13 protein-coding genes are annotated in these 17,018 nt (G+C 71.9%); 6 read left to right on the forward strand and 7 right to left on the reverse strand.

Features of this window, described 5'->3' with window-relative positions; translation table 11 throughout:
- Positions 1-166 precede the first annotated feature (166 nt).
- Together ACIA5F_RS25160 and pth are read left to right on the forward strand one after the other, a co-directional pair.
- Positions 167-742 carry a 50S ribosomal protein L25/general stress protein Ctc gene (locus tag ACIA5F_RS25160; protein WP_399356641.1) on the forward strand — a complete coding sequence of 192 codons (576 nt, stop codon included), beginning with the start codon at positions 167-169 and terminating at the stop codon, positions 740-742.
- A gap of 91 nt (positions 743-833) precedes the next feature.
- The gene (gene pth, locus ACIA5F_RS25165) at positions 834-1,424 is read left to right on the forward strand and encodes an aminoacyl-tRNA hydrolase (protein WP_399356643.1); all 591 of its coding nucleotides are present in this window, start codon (positions 834-836) and stop codon (positions 1,422-1,424) included.
- A gap of 106 nt (positions 1,425-1,530) precedes the next feature.
- On the opposite strand, the gene ppc is transcribed toward pth, so the two are convergent.
- Positions 1,531-4,239, reverse strand: a complete 2,709-nt coding sequence (gene ppc, locus ACIA5F_RS25170) for a phosphoenolpyruvate carboxylase (RefSeq protein ID WP_399356720.1) — start codon at positions 4,237-4,239, stop codon at positions 1,531-1,533.
- 477 nt (positions 4,240-4,716) lie between these two features.
- On the opposite strand from ppc, the gene ACIA5F_RS25175 reads away from it, so the two are divergent.
- The 3 genes from ACIA5F_RS25175 to ACIA5F_RS25185 all read left to right on the forward strand — a co-directional run bounded on the left by ACIA5F_RS25175 (position 4,717) and on the right by ACIA5F_RS25185 (position 8,614).
- A complete protein-coding gene (locus ACIA5F_RS25175) occupies positions 4,717-5,805 on the forward strand; it encodes an acyl-CoA desaturase (RefSeq protein ID WP_399356645.1) in 1,089 nt (362 codons plus the stop codon).
- Positions 5,805-6,476: a TetR family transcriptional regulator gene (locus tag ACIA5F_RS25180; RefSeq protein WP_399356722.1), complete on the forward strand. Its 672-nt coding sequence runs from the start codon at positions 5,805-5,807 to the stop codon at positions 6,474-6,476. The genes ACIA5F_RS25175 and ACIA5F_RS25180 overlap by 1 nt, the downstream gene beginning before the upstream one ends.
- A gap of 344 nt (positions 6,477-6,820) precedes the next feature.
- A complete protein-coding gene (locus tag ACIA5F_RS25185) occupies positions 6,821-8,614 on the forward strand; it encodes an FG-GAP repeat domain-containing protein (RefSeq protein WP_399356647.1) in 1,794 nt (597 codons plus the stop codon).
- Between the two features lie 96 nt (positions 8,615-8,710).
- Here ACIA5F_RS25185 and ACIA5F_RS25190 read toward each other — a convergent pair whose 3' ends face one another.
- The gene (locus ACIA5F_RS25190; RefSeq protein ID WP_399356649.1) at positions 8,711-9,604 is read right to left on the reverse strand and encodes a trans-aconitate 2-methyltransferase; all 894 of its coding nucleotides are present in this window, start codon (positions 9,602-9,604) and stop codon (positions 8,711-8,713) included.
- 161 nt (positions 9,605-9,765) lie between these two features.
- Here ACIA5F_RS25190 and ACIA5F_RS25195 point away from each other — a divergent pair, with 161 nt between their 5' ends.
- Positions 9,766-10,263, forward strand: coding sequence for a MarR family winged helix-turn-helix transcriptional regulator (locus ACIA5F_RS25195; RefSeq protein ID WP_399356724.1), 498 nt, complete (start codon positions 9,766-9,768; stop codon positions 10,261-10,263).
- On the opposite strand, the gene ACIA5F_RS25200 is transcribed toward ACIA5F_RS25195, so the two are convergent.
- The 5 genes from ACIA5F_RS25200 to ACIA5F_RS25220 form a co-directional block, all read right to left on the reverse strand.
- The gene (locus ACIA5F_RS25200) at positions 10,222-10,998 is read right to left on the reverse strand and encodes a LuxR C-terminal-related transcriptional regulator (protein WP_399356651.1); all 777 of its coding nucleotides are present in this window, start codon (positions 10,996-10,998) and stop codon (positions 10,222-10,224) included. The two genes, ACIA5F_RS25195 and ACIA5F_RS25200, sit on opposite strands and share 42 nt — an antisense overlap.
- A gap of 507 nt (positions 10,999-11,505) precedes the next feature.
- Positions 11,506-12,465, reverse strand: a complete 960-nt coding sequence (galE, locus tag ACIA5F_RS25205; RefSeq protein WP_399356653.1) for a UDP-glucose 4-epimerase GalE — start codon at positions 12,463-12,465, stop codon at positions 11,506-11,508.
- 207 nt (positions 12,466-12,672) lie between these two features.
- The gene (locus ACIA5F_RS25210) at positions 12,673-13,359 is read right to left on the reverse strand and encodes a response regulator transcription factor (protein WP_399356726.1); all 687 of its coding nucleotides are present in this window, start codon (positions 13,357-13,359) and stop codon (positions 12,673-12,675) included.
- Positions 13,360-13,508: 149 nt separating this feature from the next.
- Entirely contained in the window at positions 13,509-15,155 is a 1,647-nt protein-coding gene (locus tag ACIA5F_RS25215; protein WP_399356655.1) for a PQQ-binding-like beta-propeller repeat protein, read from the reverse strand.
- Between the two features lie 141 nt (positions 15,156-15,296).
- Positions 15,297-16,946, reverse strand: a complete 1,650-nt coding sequence (locus ACIA5F_RS25220) for a PQQ-binding-like beta-propeller repeat protein (RefSeq protein ID WP_399356657.1) — start codon at positions 16,944-16,946, stop codon at positions 15,297-15,299.
- Positions 16,947-17,018: the final 72 nt, after the last annotated feature.

Below are 17,018 nucleotides of genomic sequence, written 5' to 3' on the forward strand. Positions count from 1 at the left end.
TCCTTTTGGGTGCGGCCTTCCCGCCGGGTACACTTCTTGAGTTGCTCGGCGAGGGAGGCCGTACCCGTTTTCGGGTGGGGTTGCTCCGTTATCGACGCGCTCTTCGTAGCAGGCCGTTTCGGCCGGGTGACTTCTGTCCGTCTCTGTCACCCCACGAGGAGTGAGTATGTCCGAGGTCAAGCTTTCCGCTGTTTCCCGTGACGCGTTCGGCAAGGGTGCTTCGCGCCAGGCCCGTCGTGCCGCGCTCGTCCCCGCCGTGATCTACGGTCACGGCAACGAGCCGAAGCACGTCAACGTCGAGGGTCACGGTCTGCTGCTGGCGCTGCGTACCCCGAACGTCCTGATCTCCCTGGACATCGCGGGCGACGGCACCGAGCTGGTCATCCCGAAGTCTGTTCAGCGTCACCCGCTGAAGCGTTCGATCTCGCACGTGGACTTCCTGATCGTCAAGAAGGGCGAGAAGGTCACCGTCGACGTCGCGATCGTCACCGAGGGTGAGCTGGCGGTGGGTGGCAACATGCTGGAGACCCTCCAGAACACCATCTCCGTCGAGGCTGAGGCCACGCACATCCCGACCGAGGTCACCGTGTCCATCGCGGGTCTTGAGGCCGGTGCGACCATTCACGCCAAGGACCTGGTCCTGCCGGCCGGTACCACGCTGGCCGTCGACGGTGACATCGCCGTTCTGCAGGTCGTCGCCCCGCAGGGCGAGGAGCCGGCTGCCGCGGGTTCCGAGGCCTGAGTTTCGCCTTTTCCTGTCAGCGCTTGCTGATCGACCGCCGTCCGGCTCCACTGGAGCGGGACGGCGGTCGTTTTCGTTTAAGGAGCTTTTGATGTCGGACGATGCGGCGCCCTGGCTGGTCGTGGGTCTCGGGAATCCCGGGGCGGAGTACGCGGGCAACCGTCACAACATCGGTTTCATGGTCGCGGATCTGCTGGCGGAGCGGATGCGGGGGAAGTTCAAGGCGCACAAGGCGCGGGCGCAGGTGGTGGAGGGGCGGATCGGTGCGCCGGGGGCGGGGAGTCGTCGGGTGGTGGTGGCGAAGCCGTTGTCGTTCATGAACTTGTCGGGTGGTCCGGTGACGGCGTTGCGGGACTTCTACAAGGTGCCGTTGGAGCGGGTCGTGGCGGTGCATGACGAGTTGGACATCGACTATCCGACGTTGCGGTTGAAGTGGGGTGGTGGGGACAACGGGCACAACGGTCTGAAGTCGATGACGAAGGCGATGGGGCCTGATTATCACCGGGTGCGGTGCGGTATCGGGCGTCCGCCGGGGCGGATGCAGGTGGCGGATTTCGTGCTGAGGGATTTTTCCTCGGTGGAGCGCAAGGAGCTGGACTGGTTCGTGGACCGGGCGGCGGATGCGGTGGAGTGTCTGGTCCAGGAGGGTCTGGAGCGGGCGCAGTCCTCGTACAACTCCTGAGGGTGTGGGGTGTGGGTACGGGGAAAGCCCCCGTCCGCCGGTGTGGTTTCCGGTGGGCGGGGGCTTTCGTGTGCCGTGGGGCTGTGGGTGGTGGCTGGTGGGTGGGTCAGCCGGTGTTGCGCAGGCCTGCGGCGACGCCGTTGACGGTGAGGAGGAGGGCGCGGGCGAGGAGGGGGTCGGGGGTTTCGCCCTGGGCGGCGGCTGCGCGCTGGCGGGCGAGGAGGGAGACCTGGAGGTAGGAGATGGGGTCGAGGTAGGCGTCGCGGACGGCGAAGGTCTGCTGGAGGACGGGGTGGGAGTCGAGGAGTCGTTGTCCGCCGGTGATGCGCAGGACTTCGTGGACGGTGAGTTCGTGTTCGGCCTGGATGCGGTCGAAGACGTGCTTGAGGTGGTCGGGGACGAGGGTGTCGACGTAGTGGCGGGCGATGCGCAGGTCGGTCTTGGCGAGGGTCATCTCGACGTTGGAGAGGAAGTTGCGGAAGAAGTGCCAGCGGTCGCCCATTTCGGTGAGGACGGTGTCGTGGCCGGCTTCGCGCAGGGCCTTGAGGCCGGAGCCGACTCCGTACCAGCCGGGGACGATCTGGCGGGACTGGGTCCAGCCGAAGACCCAGGGGATGGCGCGGAGGCCGTCGAGTCCGGCGCCGGAGTCGGGGCGGCGGGAGGGGCGGGAGCCGAGGTGGAGGTCGGCGAGCTGGTCGACGGGGGTGGCGGCGAAGAAGTAGGAGGGGAGGTCGGGGTCTTCGACGAGGGTGCGGTAGGCGGCGTGGGCGGCGTCGGAGACGGTGTCCATGGCGGCGTCCCAGCGGGCGAGGTCGTCGTCGGACTGGCGGGGGGCGGTGTGGAGGGCTGAGGCCTGGAGGGTGGCGGCGACGGTGAGTTCGAGGTTTTCGCGGGCGAGGGAGGGGACGAGGTACTTGTCGGAGATGACCTCGCCCTGTTCGGTGACCTTGATCTCGCCTTCGAGGGTGCCCCAGGGCTGGGCGAGGATGGCGTCGTGGGAGGGGCCGCCGCCGCGGCCTACGGTGCCGCCGCGGCCGTGGAAGAGGCGCAGGCGGACTCCGTAGCGGTGGGCGACGTCGCGCAGGCGGCGTTGGGCGCGGTGGATTTCCCACTGGCTGGTGGTGATGCCGCCGAACTTGGAGGAGTCGGAGTAGCCGAGCATGACTTCCTGGACGTCGCCTCTGAGGGAGACGAGGCGTCGGTAGGAGGGGTCGGCGAGCATGTTGTCGAGGATGACGTCGGCGGCGCGGAGTTCGTCGGTGGTTTCGAGGAGCGGGACGATGCCGATCTTGGCCCAGCCGCCGTGGAGGTCGAGGAGGCCGGCTTCGCGGGCGAGGACGGCGGCGGCGAAGACGTCGTCGGCGCCTTGGCACATCGAGATGATGTAGGACTCGATGACTTCGGGGCCGAACTTCTCGAAGGCGTCCTTGATGGCTCCGAAGACGCCGAGGGTCTTGTGGCCTGCGGCGTCGAGGGGTGCGGGGGTGGGGGCGAGGGGGCGGCGGGAGCGGAGTTCCTTGGCGAGGAGCTTTTGCCGGTAGTCGCGGGGCATGTCGCTGTAGCGCCAGGATTCTTCGCCGAGGCGGTCGAAGAGCTGGCCGAGTGCGTGGTGGTGGGCGTCGGCGTGTTCGCGGACGTCCATGGTGGCGAGCTGGAGGCCGAAGGCGGCGAGGGTGCGGATGGTGCGGTCCATGCGGCCGTCGGCGAAGAGGGCTCCGCGGTGTTCGCGCAGGGAGGTCTGGATGAGGGTGAGGTCGGTGAGGAGTTCGGCGGTGCCGAGGTAGTCGCGGCCGTCTTCGTGGGGGGTGGCCTTGGCGAGGCGTTCGCGGGTGTTGACGAGCTTCTGGCGGATGCAGGTGGCCTTGAGGCGGTAGGGCTCTTCGGCGTTGAGGCGCTTGTAGCGGGGGCTGATCTCGGGGAGGTGTTCGAGGTCGGCCTGGAGGGAGGCGAGGAGTTCTTCGGTGGCTCCGGTGTAGCGGATGGAGTTGGAGAGGAGTCCTCGGAGGAAGTCGATGAGTTCGAGGGCGTCGGTGATGCCGTGTTCGTGCTGGAGGATCAGGACGTCGCGGGTGACGTCGGGGGTGACGTTGGGGTTGCCGTCGCGGTCGCCGCCGATCCAGGTGCCGAAGGTGAGGGGGCGGGTGCCGGGGGGGAGGTCGATGCCGACGCGCTGGAGTTCGGCGGCGAGGTCTTCGAGGACGTCTCCGACGGCGCCGGCGTGGAGTTCGTCGAGGTAGTAGATGGCGTTGCGGGCTTCGTCGGTGGGTTCGGGGCGTACGACGCGGAGTTCGTCGGTCTGCCAGACGAGGTCGATGTTCTCGGCGAGGCGCAGGTCGTGGCGGCGGCGGTCGCCGGCTCCGGTGGCGGGTTCTTCGAGGAGGGCGGCGATGCGGCGGAGCTTGTTGAGGACGCTGCGGCGGGCGGCTTCGGTGGGGTGTGCGGTGAAGACGGGCCGGACGTTGAGGTTCTTGACGGTTTCGCGCAGGTGTTCGGGGTCGGCGTCCTTGAGCATGTCGGCGGTGCGGGCGAGGAGGCCGCCTTCGGCCGCGCGGTGGGCGCGGAGTTCCTTGCCGCGGTGCACCTGTTCGGTGACGTTGGCGAGGTGGAAGTAGGTGGAGAAGGCGCGGACGAGCTTGGCGGCGGTTTCGAGGTCGGTGTCGCCGAGGAGGGTGGCGGCGGCTTCGCCGTCGGTGCGGGTGAGGGCCCGGACGCGTTCGACGAGGTCGAGGAGGTCCTGGCCTTCCTGGCGTACGAGGGTTTCGCCGAGGAGGTCGCCGAGGCGGCGGATGTCGGCGCGCAGTTCGGCGTTGGCCATGTCCGCGGGGGTGGCGGTGGCGTGGGGGACGGTGGCCTGGGCCTTGGGGGCCTGGTCAGCACTGCTCACAGGTGCGGCTCCTTGCAGTGTTCGAGCGCTACTGGGCGGTGGGCTCGTGGGGTGCGTGTGGCGGGTGGTGCCTCCCGCGGACTGGGTCCGGGGGCACGTCCGCCGGTGCGCAGCTCGGTTGCCCGTGCGGACCGCGCTGTCCGACGGGACCAGGATAGGTGTCCGTTCCGGGTGGCCGGGTGACTGTGTCAGTCCCTGGTCGGTGGGGGTCGGTGGCCGGGGCGGGGGCGGGGTGGGGGCTGGTGGCGGGGGGTGCGGGTGGTCCGGCGGGGTGTCGTGGCCGTGGGCGCCTCGTGGGGGGCTCGGGGTTTGCCATACTTACGGGGCCGTAGGTTACGGGTCCGTAGGTTGTGCGGGTCCGTGCTCCTCCGGTTCCGGTTGTCGTCGTCTCACTCTTCAGGGGCCCTCATGAAACGCAGTCCCGATCTGGTGGAGGGTGCTGCGGCGTCCTCCGGTCCGCCCACGCCGTCCGGTGCGCCCGACGGGGCCGGTGCGCCCGACGGGGCCGGTGCGCCCACGCCGTCCGGTGCGCCCGACGGGGCCGGTGCGCCTGGTGCGCCCGTGCCGTCCGCGCCGTCCGCGACGCGTGGGGGTGAGAGCAAGCGGTCGGTGGAGCAGGTCGCGCTGCTGGCGTTCATCCTCGTCCCGTTCGTGGCACTGCTGGCGGCGGTGCCGCTGGTGTGGGGCTGGGGGGTGAGCTGGCTGGATCTGGGTCTGATGGTGTTCATGTATTTCCTGGCGTGCCATGGCATCACCATCGGTTTCCACCGGTATTTCACGCACGGTTCCTTCAAGGCGAAGCGGCCGTTGCGGATCGCGCTGGCGGTGATGGGTTCGATGGCGGTGGAGGGGCCGCTGGTGCGGTGGGTGGCCGATCACCGCAAGCATCACCGGTACTCGGACCAGGAGGGTGATCCGCATTCGCCGTGGCGGTTCGGGGAATCGGTTCCGGCGTTGTTGAAGGGGTTGTGGTGGGCGCACATCGGGTGGCTCTTCGACGAGGAGCAGACGGATCAGCTGAAGTACGCGCCCGATCTGGTGAAAGATCCGGTGATCCGGCGGATCTCGCGTGATTTCGTGTTCTGGACGCTGTTCTCGCTGGCGTTGCCGCCGCTGGTCGGGGGTCTGGTGACGATGTCGTGGTGGGGTGCTTTCACGGCGTTCTTCTGGGGTTCTCTGGTGCGGGTGGCGTTGTTGCACCATGTGACGTGGTCGATCAATTCGATCTGTCATGCGGTGGGGAGGCGTCCGTTCGCGTCGCGGGACCGCAGTGGGAACGTGTGGTGGCTGGCGGTGCTGTCGTGCGGGGAGTCCTGGCACAACCTGCACCACGCGGACCCGACGTCGGCGCGGCACGGGGTGCTGCGGGGACAGGTGGATTCGAGTGCGCGGCTGATCCGCTGGTTCGAGCGGCTGGGCTGGGCGTCGGACGTGCGGTGGCCGTCACAGGCGCGGCTGGATGCCCGGCGCAAGGTCAATGCGACGAACGCGGCATGATGGGGGATGTGGCGATCGACGGCGGTAATTCCAGCAGCGACAAGCCCCGGCGTGGCCGCCGGGTGCGGATGACGGGCGCGGAGCGGCGCCAGCAGCTGCTGGACATCGGCCGGACCTTGTTCGCGGAGAAGGGTTTCGAGGGCACCTCGGTGGAGGAGATCGCGGCGAAGGCCGGGGTGTCGAAGCCGGTGGTGTACGAGCACTTCGGGGGCAAGGAGGGGCTCTACGCGGTGGTCGTGGACCGGGAGATGCGGCAGTTGCTGGACGGGGTGACGGGTGCGCTGACGGCCGGGCATCCGCGGGAGCTGCTGGAGCAGGCGGCGTTCGCGTTGCTGGATTACATCGAGTCGTACACGGACGGTTTCCGGATTCTGGTGCGGGATTCGCCGGTGGCGCAGTCGACGGGGACGTTCGCGTCGCTGATCAGTGACATCGCGACGCAGGTCGAGGACATTCTGGGGCTGGAGTTCAAGGCGCGGGGTTTTGATCCGAAGCTGGCGCCGTTGTACGCGCAGGCGCTGGTGGGGATGGTGGCGCTGACGGGGCAGTGGTGGCTGGATGTGCGCCGGCCGCGGAAGGCGGAGGTGGCGGCGCACCTGGTGAACCTGGCGTGGCACGGGCTGGACGGCCTGGAGGCGAAGCCCCTGCTGATGGGTCACCGCAAGAGCTGACGGGGCGGCGTCCGGCCGGCCCGTGGTCCGGCGCTCGCCCCGGCCCGCGCGTAGTGTCCCGACCCCGACCCGGTCCCCGGGCGGTGTCCGGACCGTCCGCGGGCGCTGTCCGTGGGGGTCTGTGGGGGTGGTGTCCGGGGTCTGTCCGGGCTCTGTCCTGATTCCGTCACAGAACCGAAAGGTTGTACGAGAAATCAGTTCTGCCCGGGGAAACGCAGGGGTAGTCTGAAGATCACTTCCCGGGGGGGAACGTACGATCGATGCGCGGTGCCGTACTGGCGCGCGCTCTCATGATTGTCGTGGCTACCACCCGGTTCTACCTGCGATCCAGGGGGAACCCTCTCTTGCGTACTCAGCACCTCGGCCGCATCGCGGCCTGCACCGCCCTCGCCCTTTCCGTGGGCACCCTTCTCTCCGCCGGGCAGGCGGCCGCCGCCGGCAAGGCGTCGGACCGTCCCTCGGCCGCCGCTGCCAAGGGGTCGGCCGCCCCGAAGGCCGGCATCCCGCACGCCGACACCCCGGCTCCCGGTGTCCTGACGGCTCCGAAGGGCGCCAAGGACAAGGGTGCGCGCGCCGCCGCGCCCCAGGGCCTGGCCGCCACGACGACCGTCAAGGTCGCCCAGCCGCGTCTGGACCTCGACGGCGACGGCTTCAGCGAGCTGGCCTTCCGTACGACCCGCGGTTACACCGGTGTCTTCGCGACCGGTGTCCCGGCCGGCGACCCGGCGACCGACCTCCGTATCGAGGGCGACACGTCCGAGACGGTCAAGGACATCATCGCCCTCGGCAACGTGGGCGGCGGCTGGAACCCCGAGATCCTCACGCTGACCTTCGACGGCAAGCTCCAGCTCCGGGAGACCTCCGGCGGCTACGCGGGGGCGCCGACCTGGACCGGCACCGGCTGGCAGGTCTACAACCGGGTCGTCTCGGCGGGCGACCTGAACAAGGACGGCCGTCCCGACCTCATCGCCCGCACCCCGGACGGTGACCTGTACTCCTACCGGAGCACCGGCAACCTCGCCGCGCCGTTCGCGGACCGGGTCAAGGTCAGCGGGGGCTGGAACCAGTACGACCAGATCGTCGGCCTGAGCGACGTCGACGGCGACGGCGACGCGGACGTGCTGGGCCGCACCTTCTCGGGCGACCTGTTCCTCCACAAGGGCACCGGCAACGCCGCGAGCCCGTTCGAGTGGCGGACCCAGATCGCCACCGGCTGGACCGGTTACACGCAGATGATCGCCGCCGACGACATCGACGGCGACGGCCGGGCCGACATGATGGGCGTCACCCCCACCGGTGACCTCTTCTGCCACTTCTCCGAGGGCAACGGTCTGTTCTCCGAGCGGTACGACTGCGGCACCAACTGGGTCGACGCCGAGCTGTTCATCGGCTCCGGCATCACCCCGGTCTACGGCAAGCACAACCTGGGCATCGTCGACAACGCGGGCCAGTACCAGTCGTACGACAACATGACCAACGGCAACTTCTTCGAGCCGCGCAAGGTCCTCGACTTCGTGTGGCCGGACGACGGTTCGAAGCTGGTCGTGGCCTCGGGCATGGACAAGGTCAACTGGGGGCACAAGCTCCAGGCCAACCAGTGGGGCCTGACCAACCACACCACCGGCCGCTCCATCGCGGGTGACTGGTGGGGCGTGACCGACCTCGTCCTCGGCGGCGGCGACGTCTCCGGTGACGGCAAGGGCGACCTGCTGACCCGTGACATCTGGGGCAGCCTCTACGTCCACCAGGGCAACGGCACCGGCAGCGCCTTCGCGGCGCCGGTCAACATCGGCGGCGGCTGGAACCAGTACAAGCACGTCGCGAGCGGTGACTTCAACGCCGACGGCCACGCGGACGCGGTCGGCGTCACCGGCACCAACGACCTGTACTTCCACCCGGGCACCGGCAAGGCGAACGCGCCCTTCGCCGAGCGCTGGTTCGTCACCAACGTGTTCAAGGACTTCAAGGGCGTCACCTCCCCCGGTGACCTCACCGGTGACGGCAAGGCCGACCTGGTCTTCGCCGAGGCCAACGGCAGCCTGTGGCGCGCCGAGGGCGGCAACAGCCAGTTCGGCAGCGACGTCCTGAAGCCGCTCGTGTTCTTCCGCGGTGGCGTGGACTTCCGCAACATCGGCTAGTCGTACCGGCACCACACCGCACGGCACGACCGACGCGACGGCGCCCCGTCACCGGATCTCCGGTGGCGGGGCGCCGTCGCGTCGTCGTGGAGGAGGTCAGGCCGTTCTGCGGGCGATGGCGAAGATGCGGCGGAAGGGGAAGACGGTGCCGTGCGGGCCGGCGGGGTAGGCGGTGCGCAGGCGGTCGCGGTATTCGGCGAGGAAGGCGTCGACGGCGTCCTGGTCGTCGCCCAGTGCGGTCAGGACGGGGCGCAGGGCGGTGCCCTTGACCCAGTCGAGGACCGGGTCGGGGCCCTGGAGGAGCTGGTAGTAGGTGGTTTCCCAGACGTCGACGGCGCAGCCGAGTTCGGTGAGGCGGTCGAAGTACTCGGCGGGCCGCAGGAGGTGGACGTAGCGGGTTCCGTGGCCGGCGAGGCGGGTGCGCCAGCGGGGGGTTTCGCAGAGGTCGGCGAGCAGGGCGTGGCTGGGGGCGCTGTGGTTGCCGGGGACCTGGAAGGCGAAGGTGCCGCCGGGGCGCAGGCCGTTGGTCCAGGCGGCGAAGGAGCCGGGGTGGCCGGGGACCCACTGGAGGGCGGCGTTGGAGACGATCAGGTCGTAGGGCTCCTCGGGGAGCCAGTCGGTGAGGTCGCCGGGGCGGAAGTCGAGGCTGCCGCCGCCGCTGGTGGGGCCGGCGTAGCCCTCGGTGGCGCGGTCGAGCATCTCGGGGGAGAGGTCGTAGCCGGTGATGCGGGCCTGGGGCCAGCGGTCGGCGAGGAGGGCGGTGACGTTGCCGGGGCCGCAGCCGAGGTCGGCGACGCGGGGGCCGGGGGTTGCTCCGGACGGGGTCGGGGGGTGGGCGGGCAGTTCGGGTATGCGGGCCAGGAGGTCCAGGAAGGGGCGGGCGCGGTGACCGGCGTGGCGCAGGTACTGCTGGGGGTCCCAGGTGGGGGTGGCGGGTGCGGTGGAGGTGGGGTGGGCGGGGGTGCGGGCCGCCGTGGTGTCGGGGTGCATGCGTGAGCCTCCTTGCGGGTGGGGCGGTCGGAAGCGGAGACCGTTCCGGCCCCCTCCATGCCCCGTGCTGACCCAGAATATATCTCGACCACAAGATTCTCGATATGGAGATGCTCGACATGAAGAGACTCCACATCGACAGACCCCTTACACTGATCGACATGGAGGACGAGGTCGACCGACTGGTCGCGGCATGGCGGCGGGAGCGCCCTGACCTCGACGTGGAACCGCTCGAAGTGCTGAGCCGCGTCAGCAGGCTCGCGCGCCATCTCGACCGCGCCCGCAGGCTGGCCTTCGCCGAGCACCAGCTGGAGCCGTGGGAGTTCGACGTCCTGACCTCGCTGCGGCGGGCCGGAGCGCCCTACCAGCTCTCCCCCGGTCAGCTCCTGACCCAGACCCTGGTCACCTCGGGCACCATGACCAACCGCATCGACCGGCTCGCCAAGAAGGGCCTGGTCGAGAGGTTGCCGGACCCCAGTGACCGGCGCGGGGTGCTGGTCCGGCTGACCCCGGAGGGCCGGGACCGCGCCGACCAGGCCCTGGCCGGGCTGCTGGCCCAGGAACGGGCCATCCTGGCCCAGCTCTCGCAGGACCAGCGCGGCGACCTGGCGGCGCTGCTACGCCGGCTGACCGCTCCGTTCGACAACATCCCCGGCTAGGTCCGCCGGACGGACCCCGGCCCGGCGGGCCAGGGCCACGGCCGCGAGCGTGGAGTGGACCCCGAGCTTGCCCAGCACGTTCTGCATGTGGGTGCGGACGGTGTGCGGCGACAGGAACAGCCGCGCCGCCACGTCCTTGCGGCCCAGTCCCGCCACCATGCAGCGCAGCACCTCGTGCTCGCGCGGGGTGAGGGACTCCACGAGCCGTTCGCTGTCCGTACGGTGCTTGCGCGCCGCGGTCAGCTCCCGGAGCACCCCGGTGAGCAGCGCGGGCGGCAGGTGGGTCTCCTCGCGCAGGACCCCGCGGACGACGGCCAGCAGCCGCGAGAGCGAGCAGTCCTTGGCCACCCAGCCCGAGGCGCCCGCCTGGAGCGCGAGGGCGGCCCGGCGCGGGTCGTCGCGTTCGGCCAGGACGACGGTGCGGACCCCCGGGTGGGAGACCCGTACCCCGGCGACCAGCGCGATCCCGTCCGGGCCGGGGGGCGGTCCGGACGGCGGCGTGCCGACCGGGGCCCGGGGGGCGGGCAGGGACCCGGCGGCGGCGAGGTCGGCGTCGACCAGCAGGACGTCGAAGCGGCGGCCCTCGGCCGCCGCCCGTTCGAGGCAGCGCAGCGCGGCGGGACCGCTGCCGGCCGCGGACACGTCCACGTCCGGCTCGGCCGCGAGTGCGGCGGCCAGGGATTCGGCGAAGATGCGGTGGTCGTCGACCACCAGAACCCGGATACGAAGAACCATGAAACCCCCAAGGGTCGGGGAACGGACGACTGCGGGCACGGCGCCCGGACCGGGTGGTCCGCAGCTGCCCCGGCCGCCGCCGTGACCTCTCTGCACTGCCCCGGAACCGGACGTCGTACCCGACATGTCTCGACCCCTGAATCAACACCGGCCCCCACCGGTGTCACGCATCAGCGTAGGGCCGGGGGGCGGGGGCGTTGGCCGAATAGCGGAAGTTTTGCCTGGGGTTTCCCCGCGCGGCCGTTCCGGACACTCCGCGCGGTGGCCTGAATTCGACCATCTGGACGGTTCGCGGGGGGCGGCTCCGGGCCTGCGGGTGCCGTGGGCAGGTGCGCGCGGGATATTTCGCCCGGCGTGTGCGCGCCGGGCGCCCGCGCGCGGCGCCCGTACCCCGCGCGCCCCTGACGCGCGTACGCCCCCGCACCTCTGAGGGGGTGCGGGGGCGCGTACGCGCGTCAGGAACGGTGGCCGCCGCAGGAACGGTGAGGCACCCGTGGCGGTGCGGCGTCAGTGGCGGTGGCGCTGGGCGAACTCCCAGGCGTCCGCGACGATGCCCGTCAGCTCCGCGCGGCGCGGGGTCCAGCCGAGGCGCTCGTGGGCCGTGCGGGCGGAGGCCACCAGCACCGCCGGGTCACCGGCCCGGCGCGCGGCGGCGACCTCGGGGATCTCCTTGCCGGTGACCTCGCGGACGGTCTCGATGACCTCGCGGACGGAGAACCCGTTGCCGTTGCCCAGGTTGCAGATCAGGTGCTCGCCCCCGGTGGCGTGGTCCAGCGCGGCCAGGTGGGCCTCGGCGAGGTCGGCCACGTGGATGTAGTCGCGCACGCAGGTGCCGTCCGGGGTCGGGTAGTCGTCGCCGAAGACCGAGATGGACTCGCGCTCACCCAGGGCCACCTGGAGCACCAGCGGGATCAGGTGGGTCTCGGGGGCGTGCCGCTCCCCGAACTCCTTGTACGAGCCGGCCACGTTGAAGTAGCGCAGCGAGACGGCGGCCAGGCCGTGCGCGACGCACTCCCCCGCGATCATGTGGTCCACGGCCAGCTTCGAGGCTCCGTAGGGGTTGGTCGGCGCGGTCACCGAGGCCTCGGTGAGCAGGCCCTCGGTGGGCTCCCCGTAGGTGGCGGCGGTGGAGGAGAAGACCAGCTTGCGCACGCCGGCCGTACGCATCGCGCCGAGCAGGGCGAGGGAGCCGCCGACGTTGTTGTCCCAGTACTTGCCGGGGTTCACCACGGACTCGCCGACCTGCGAGAAGGCCGCGAAGTGCAGGACCGCGTCGTAGGAGGGGTCCAGGTACTCGGCGGCGTCCTGGATGCGGGCCTCGATGAAGGCGGCGCCCTTCGGCAGGCCCGCGCGGAAGCCGGTGGAGAGGTTGTCGACGATCGTGACCTCGTGGCCGGCCTCCAGGAGGTGGGCCGCGACCACGCTGCCCACATATCCGGCGCCGCCGGTGACCAGGTACTTGCTCACGTCGTCTACTGCCTCTCGCAAGGGGGACGCACACGGGACGCGTGTGCTGGTCACTGGCTTACCCGATTCCGCGCCCACGGGGAAATCGGCGCCGCCGCGCGGTCCGTACGGGAACCCCCGCGCCGGGCCGGACCGGGTCAGGTGCGCGAGGTCAGGTCCGCGCGGTCACGTCCGCGCGGTCAGGTGTGCGCGGTCAGGTGTGCGCGGTCAGGTGTGCGCGGTGGCAGGCGGGGGCAGGGCACGGTCCAGCAGGCCGGTCCGGGCGGCCAGCGCGGCGGCCTCCAGGCGGGAGCCGACGCCCAGCTTCATCAGCACGCGCTGGACGTGGGTGCGGGCGGTGCTCGGGGCGATCGCCATGCCCGCGGCGATGAGCCGGGTGTCCTCCCCCTCCGCGACCCTGACCAGTACCTCCACCTCGCGCGGGGTGAGCATCCGCAGCAGCCTGCTGCCCTCGTCGTCGGGCTGGACGGCGGGGTTGAGGAGTTCGGCGAAAGCGCTCTGGAGCAGTTGCGGGGAGATCGCGGTCTCCCCCGCCCTCGCCTTGGCGAGGGCCCGTTCCACGCCTTCGATCCGCTCGTCCTGGCGCACGTACCCCGAGGCTCCGGCGGCGAAGGCGGCGGCGATCCCGCGCGGGCTGGGCACCGGGCCCAGGACGACCACGGCGATCTGCGGGCGTTCGCGCTTGATGCGGACGACCGGTTCGAAGACCCCTGGCTCGGCGGGGGAGGAGGTGCCCAGCAGGCAGACCTCCGGCGCGCGGCTGATGACCAGCTCCGCGGCGCCCGCGGCGGGGGCCGCCGCGGCGAGCACCCGGTGCCCCCGGAGTTTCAGGGCCGAGGCGAGCGCCTCGGCCAGCAGCCGGTGCTCGTCGACCACCATGACCCGTACGCCCATCGCGCCACCCACCCCCGACCCTTCTGCCCCGGCAAGCTACACGCTTGTTCGACGGCGTGCGGGCGATACGGCGCAGAAGCCTCCGGACGGGCGGACCTGCCGGGGGTGCGGGGGCGGGGTGCGGGGGCGGTCAGCGGTGGTGGCGGCGGTCAGCGGTGGGTGGTGAAGGAGACGAAGAGGTACTCCGGGTCGCCGGTGTCCGAGTACGGCTTGCGGGCCCCGGTGCGGGCGATGAAGAGCCTGCCGTCGTGGTAGCGGTACTCGGAGCGTTCCGGGGCGAAGGCGGCCTCGGCGCGGCGGCTCTCCTGCCGTGCCGGGTTCTCCATGAGGAGGGTCTCCTTCATCGTCGTGCCGTCGATCCTGACGACCTGGCCGCCCTTGTCGTAGGGGGCGACCTTGTAGGCGATGATGTCCGGCCCGTCCATGCGCAGCGGGTAGAGGGTGTACCCCTCGCCCGCGTCGGCGCGGTCGGTGGTCTGTTTGCCGGTGTTCAGGTCGAAGGAGAGGAGTTCGTTGGTGCGGCCGACGGGGTTCTTGCCCTGGTGCTCGTACGAGGGCAGGTAGACCTTGCCGTTGCCGACGACCATGTTGACGCACTGCTCGACCTCGGTGGCCGGGCACTTGGGCGCGTAGTTGCCCGAGGCGAGCGGGATGCGGGCCTTGAGGGCGCCGGTGTCGTCGACGACGAAGAGGTCGCTGACGTTGGTGGCGTTCTTCGCGGTGCCGCCGACGTTGGCGGCGACGACCAGCGGCTCGGTGGAGATGATCCCGGCGCGTTCGATGCCCTGGGAGAGCTTGTACGAGGAGACGGGCGCGCCGGTGACCGGGTCGAGGACCTGGGCGTAGAGGGTGGGGCGGGAGCTCTGGCCGCAGGTGCGCAGGACGGCGAGGGTCTCGCCGCCCGCGTAGCCGGTGTCGCGGCAGCCTTCGGCGTCGACCTTGGGCTGCCAGCGGGGGGTGCCGTCGGCGAGGTCCCAGGCGGCGCCGCCGGAGAGGCCGCCCGCGGCGACGGTCCGGCCGCTGAGGGTGACCTCGGTGAAGGTGATGTCGGTGTCTCCGCCGGTGGCGGACCGGGCGGTGGCGGACCACACGAGTTTTCCGGTGGTGAGGTCGATGACGGCGACCTTGGTGCAGCGGGGGTACTTCCGGCCCGCCGTGGGGAGCGCGTCGTGGAGGAGGACGGCCGTCCTGTTGTCGCTGATGTGGGCGGTGGCGCCGCAGATCTGGGCGGGGAGGGGCAGCTCCCACTTCCTGGCCCCGTCGGCGAGGCCGTATCCGACGATCCTGGCGACGTCGGACTTGACGTAGGCGGAGGCGGTGAGCCAGGAGCCCCTGACGGAGACGAGTTCCTCGGGCTGCGGGAGCGGGACGTCGGCCAGTTTCCGGGACCGGGGGTCGGCCGGGGCCTTCTCGTCGCCGCCGGGGCCCTGGGGCCTGTCGCCGTCGGGGGTGGTGGGGGCGCCGTCGGCGGTGGGGCGGGCGGCGGCGGTGTCCTGGTCCGAGACGTACCAGAGGCCGGTGCCGATGATGAGGACGACGGCCAGCAGGGCGGCGCCGACGATCGCCAGCTGGGTACGGGCGCTGCCGCCGGGCGGGGGTGCGGCCGGGGGGCCGTGGAGGGGTGTGGTGGGCGGGCCGTAGGGCGGCGGGGCTCCGAAGCCGCCGGGGGGCGGGTCCTGGAGGGGGCCGAAACCGGGCGGGGCGGGCGGGTCGGCCGACGGCGGGGACCCGTAGGGGGACGGGGTGGTGCCGAAACCGCCGGGCGGGGGCTGGTGCGGGGGCGGCGGGGTGCTCATCGGGTACGCGGTGCCTCTCGGTGGGCGCCCGGCGGGCGCTCGGTGGACTCGTTCTGCCGGCCGGTTCACCCGGCGGGGTGTCCGCGGGCCCGTGTCTGCGGGCCCGCCGGCCGGTCTGTTTGCCGGTCCTACTTGCCGGTCCTACTTGCCGAAGGCCATCAGGAGCCGCTCGTCCTCGCCCCGGGCGCGCAGCCGGGTGGTGGAGAGGAAGAGGCGGCCGTCGGCGTAGTCGGCCTCGGGGCGGGTCAGGGCGGCCTCGGCGAGGGCCGCGGGCCCGGACGGGAGGCGCAGGAGGGTGGTGGGCGGGCCGCCCGCGGCGGGGAAGGCGAGGAGTTCGCCGCCCTGGCCGTCGGCGGCTTCGCGGTGGGCGAGGAGGCGGCCGTCGGCGGTCTTGAGCGGGGTGAGGGTGCGCCCGTCGCCGGCCGGGGCGCGCCAGCGGGTGCGGCCGGTGGTGAGGTCGAGGGCGACGATCTCGTTGGCGGTGCCGGGGCGGGTCACGGTGGGCAGGTAGAGCGTGGTGGCGTCGGTGGCGGCGGCGGTGCAGTCCTGGAGGGAGGGGTCGAGGGTGTCGGTGCAGCCGACGGTGAAGTCGCCGTCGGCGGTGAGGGTGGCGCGCTGTGTCCCGTCGGGGCCCAGGACGACGACGGCGCGTTTCCTGTCGGCCTTGTCGGTGAGGTCGAGGACGAGCGGGTCGAGGGAGTGGACCTGGGTGACGGTGAAGCCCTTGGGGAGCCGGTGGCTCCAGGTGGTGCGGCCGGTGAGGGGGTCGGTGTCCTGGATCTCGACGGTGCGGTCGGGGTCCTGGCAGGTGGCGACGGCGATCATGCGGCCCTGGCCTGCGGCGTAGGTGTCGGGTCGGCAGCCTTCGGGGCGCAGGGAGGTGAAGAGTTTCTCGCCGGTGGAGACCTTGAAGGCGCTGGCGGCGCCGAGGCGGTTGACGGCCACGGTGTCGGCGGTGAGGGTGAGGCCGGCGGTGGTGAAGAGGTCGAAGACGCCTTCCCTGGGGACTTCTTCGGACCAGCCCGCGCGGCCCGCCTTGAGGTCGATCATGCGCAGCTGGTTGCAGCCCGCCGTCTCGGAGCCGCTTTCGCGGTGGAGGACGACGGTCTTGCCGTCGGGGGTGGTGCGGTCGGTGACGGCACAGATCGCGGTGGGGAGGGAGAGCGTCCATTTCTGGGTGCCGTCGGCGGTGGCGTAGCCGGTGAGGGTGGTGTGGACGGCTTTGACGAGGGTGTCGCCGACGATCCACTGGCCTCGGGCGCCGACGCCGGCGCCGGGTCCGTCGATCCTGCTGGTCCGGGACCACAGGGCCCTGTCCTCGCCCGGTGTGCGGCCGGAGTCGAGGTTCTCGGCGGGGGCCGCGCCGCCGTTGCCGTCGTCGGGGCCGTCGTCGGGGCCGGAGGGTGTGGGGGTGGCGGGCGGGGTGCTCCGGGCCTGCGGGGGCCGGGCGGCGGCGTCGGCGTCGGCCAGGAGGGCGTGGGCGCCGGTGGCGGCGGCCAGGAGCGCGGCGGCGGTCGCGGCGGCGATCAGGGCGGGCCGTCGCCCGCCCGGCCGCCCGCCCGGGGCGGTTACCGCGGGGGCGGGCGGGAGCGGCGGGACCAGGGGCAGGGGCGGGAAGCCGTGGCCGGGCTGCCGCAGGTCGCGGACCGGGTCGGGGGCCGGGTCGGGGAAGGGCAGGGCGTAGGGGTTCGGGCCCTGCGGGGGGCCGGGGGCGGCGGGCGGCGGGGCGGGCAGGTGTCCGTAACCGGGGGGCGCGGGCGGCTGGTTCGGCGGCGGGGGCTGCTCGGTCATCAGCGCGTGCCTTCGGTAGCGGGGGCCTGAGGATGCTCTTTTCTATCACTGGCCGTCGCGGCACCGGCCGGG

Origin of the sequence: Streptomyces sp. NPDC051567 (genome assembly GCF_044454165.1) — a bacterium.
Lineage (GTDB): Bacteria > Actinomycetota > Actinomycetes > Streptomycetales > Streptomycetaceae > Streptomyces.

Excerpts from the sequence above, each read along its gene's own strand:
- ACIA5F_RS25160 (WP_399356641.1), top strand. The coding sequence starts at position 167 with ATGTCCGAGGTCAAGCTTTCCGCTGTTTCCCGTGACGCGTTCGGCAAG.
- pth (WP_399356643.1), top strand. The coding sequence starts at position 834 with ATGTCGGACGATGCGGCGCCCTGGCTGGTCGTGGGTCTCGGGAATCCC.
- ppc (WP_399356720.1), bottom strand. The coding sequence starts at position 4,239 with ATGGCCAACGCCGAACTGCGCGCCGACATCCGCCGCCTCGGCGACCTC.
- ACIA5F_RS25175 (WP_399356645.1), top strand. The coding sequence starts at position 4,717 with ATGAAACGCAGTCCCGATCTGGTGGAGGGTGCTGCGGCGTCCTCCGGT.
- ACIA5F_RS25180 (WP_399356722.1), top strand. The coding sequence starts at position 5,805 with ATGGGGGATGTGGCGATCGACGGCGGTAATTCCAGCAGCGACAAGCCC.
- ACIA5F_RS25190 (WP_399356649.1), bottom strand. The coding sequence starts at position 9,604 with ATGCACCCCGACACCACGGCGGCCCGCACCCCCGCCCACCCCACCTCC.
- ACIA5F_RS25195 (WP_399356724.1), top strand. The coding sequence starts at position 9,766 with ATGGAGGACGAGGTCGACCGACTGGTCGCGGCATGGCGGCGGGAGCGC.
- ACIA5F_RS25200 (WP_399356651.1), bottom strand. The coding sequence starts at position 10,998 with ATGGTTCTTCGTATCCGGGTTCTGGTGGTCGACGACCACCGCATCTTC.
- ACIA5F_RS25210 (WP_399356726.1), bottom strand. The coding sequence starts at position 13,359 with ATGGGCGTACGGGTCATGGTGGTCGACGAGCACCGGCTGCTGGCCGAG.
- ACIA5F_RS25215 (WP_399356655.1), bottom strand. The coding sequence starts at position 15,155 with ATGAGCACCCCGCCGCCCCCGCACCAGCCCCCGCCCGGCGGTTTCGGC.
- ACIA5F_RS25220 (WP_399356657.1), bottom strand. The coding sequence starts at position 16,946 with ATGACCGAGCAGCCCCCGCCGCCGAACCAGCCGCCCGCGCCCCCCGGT.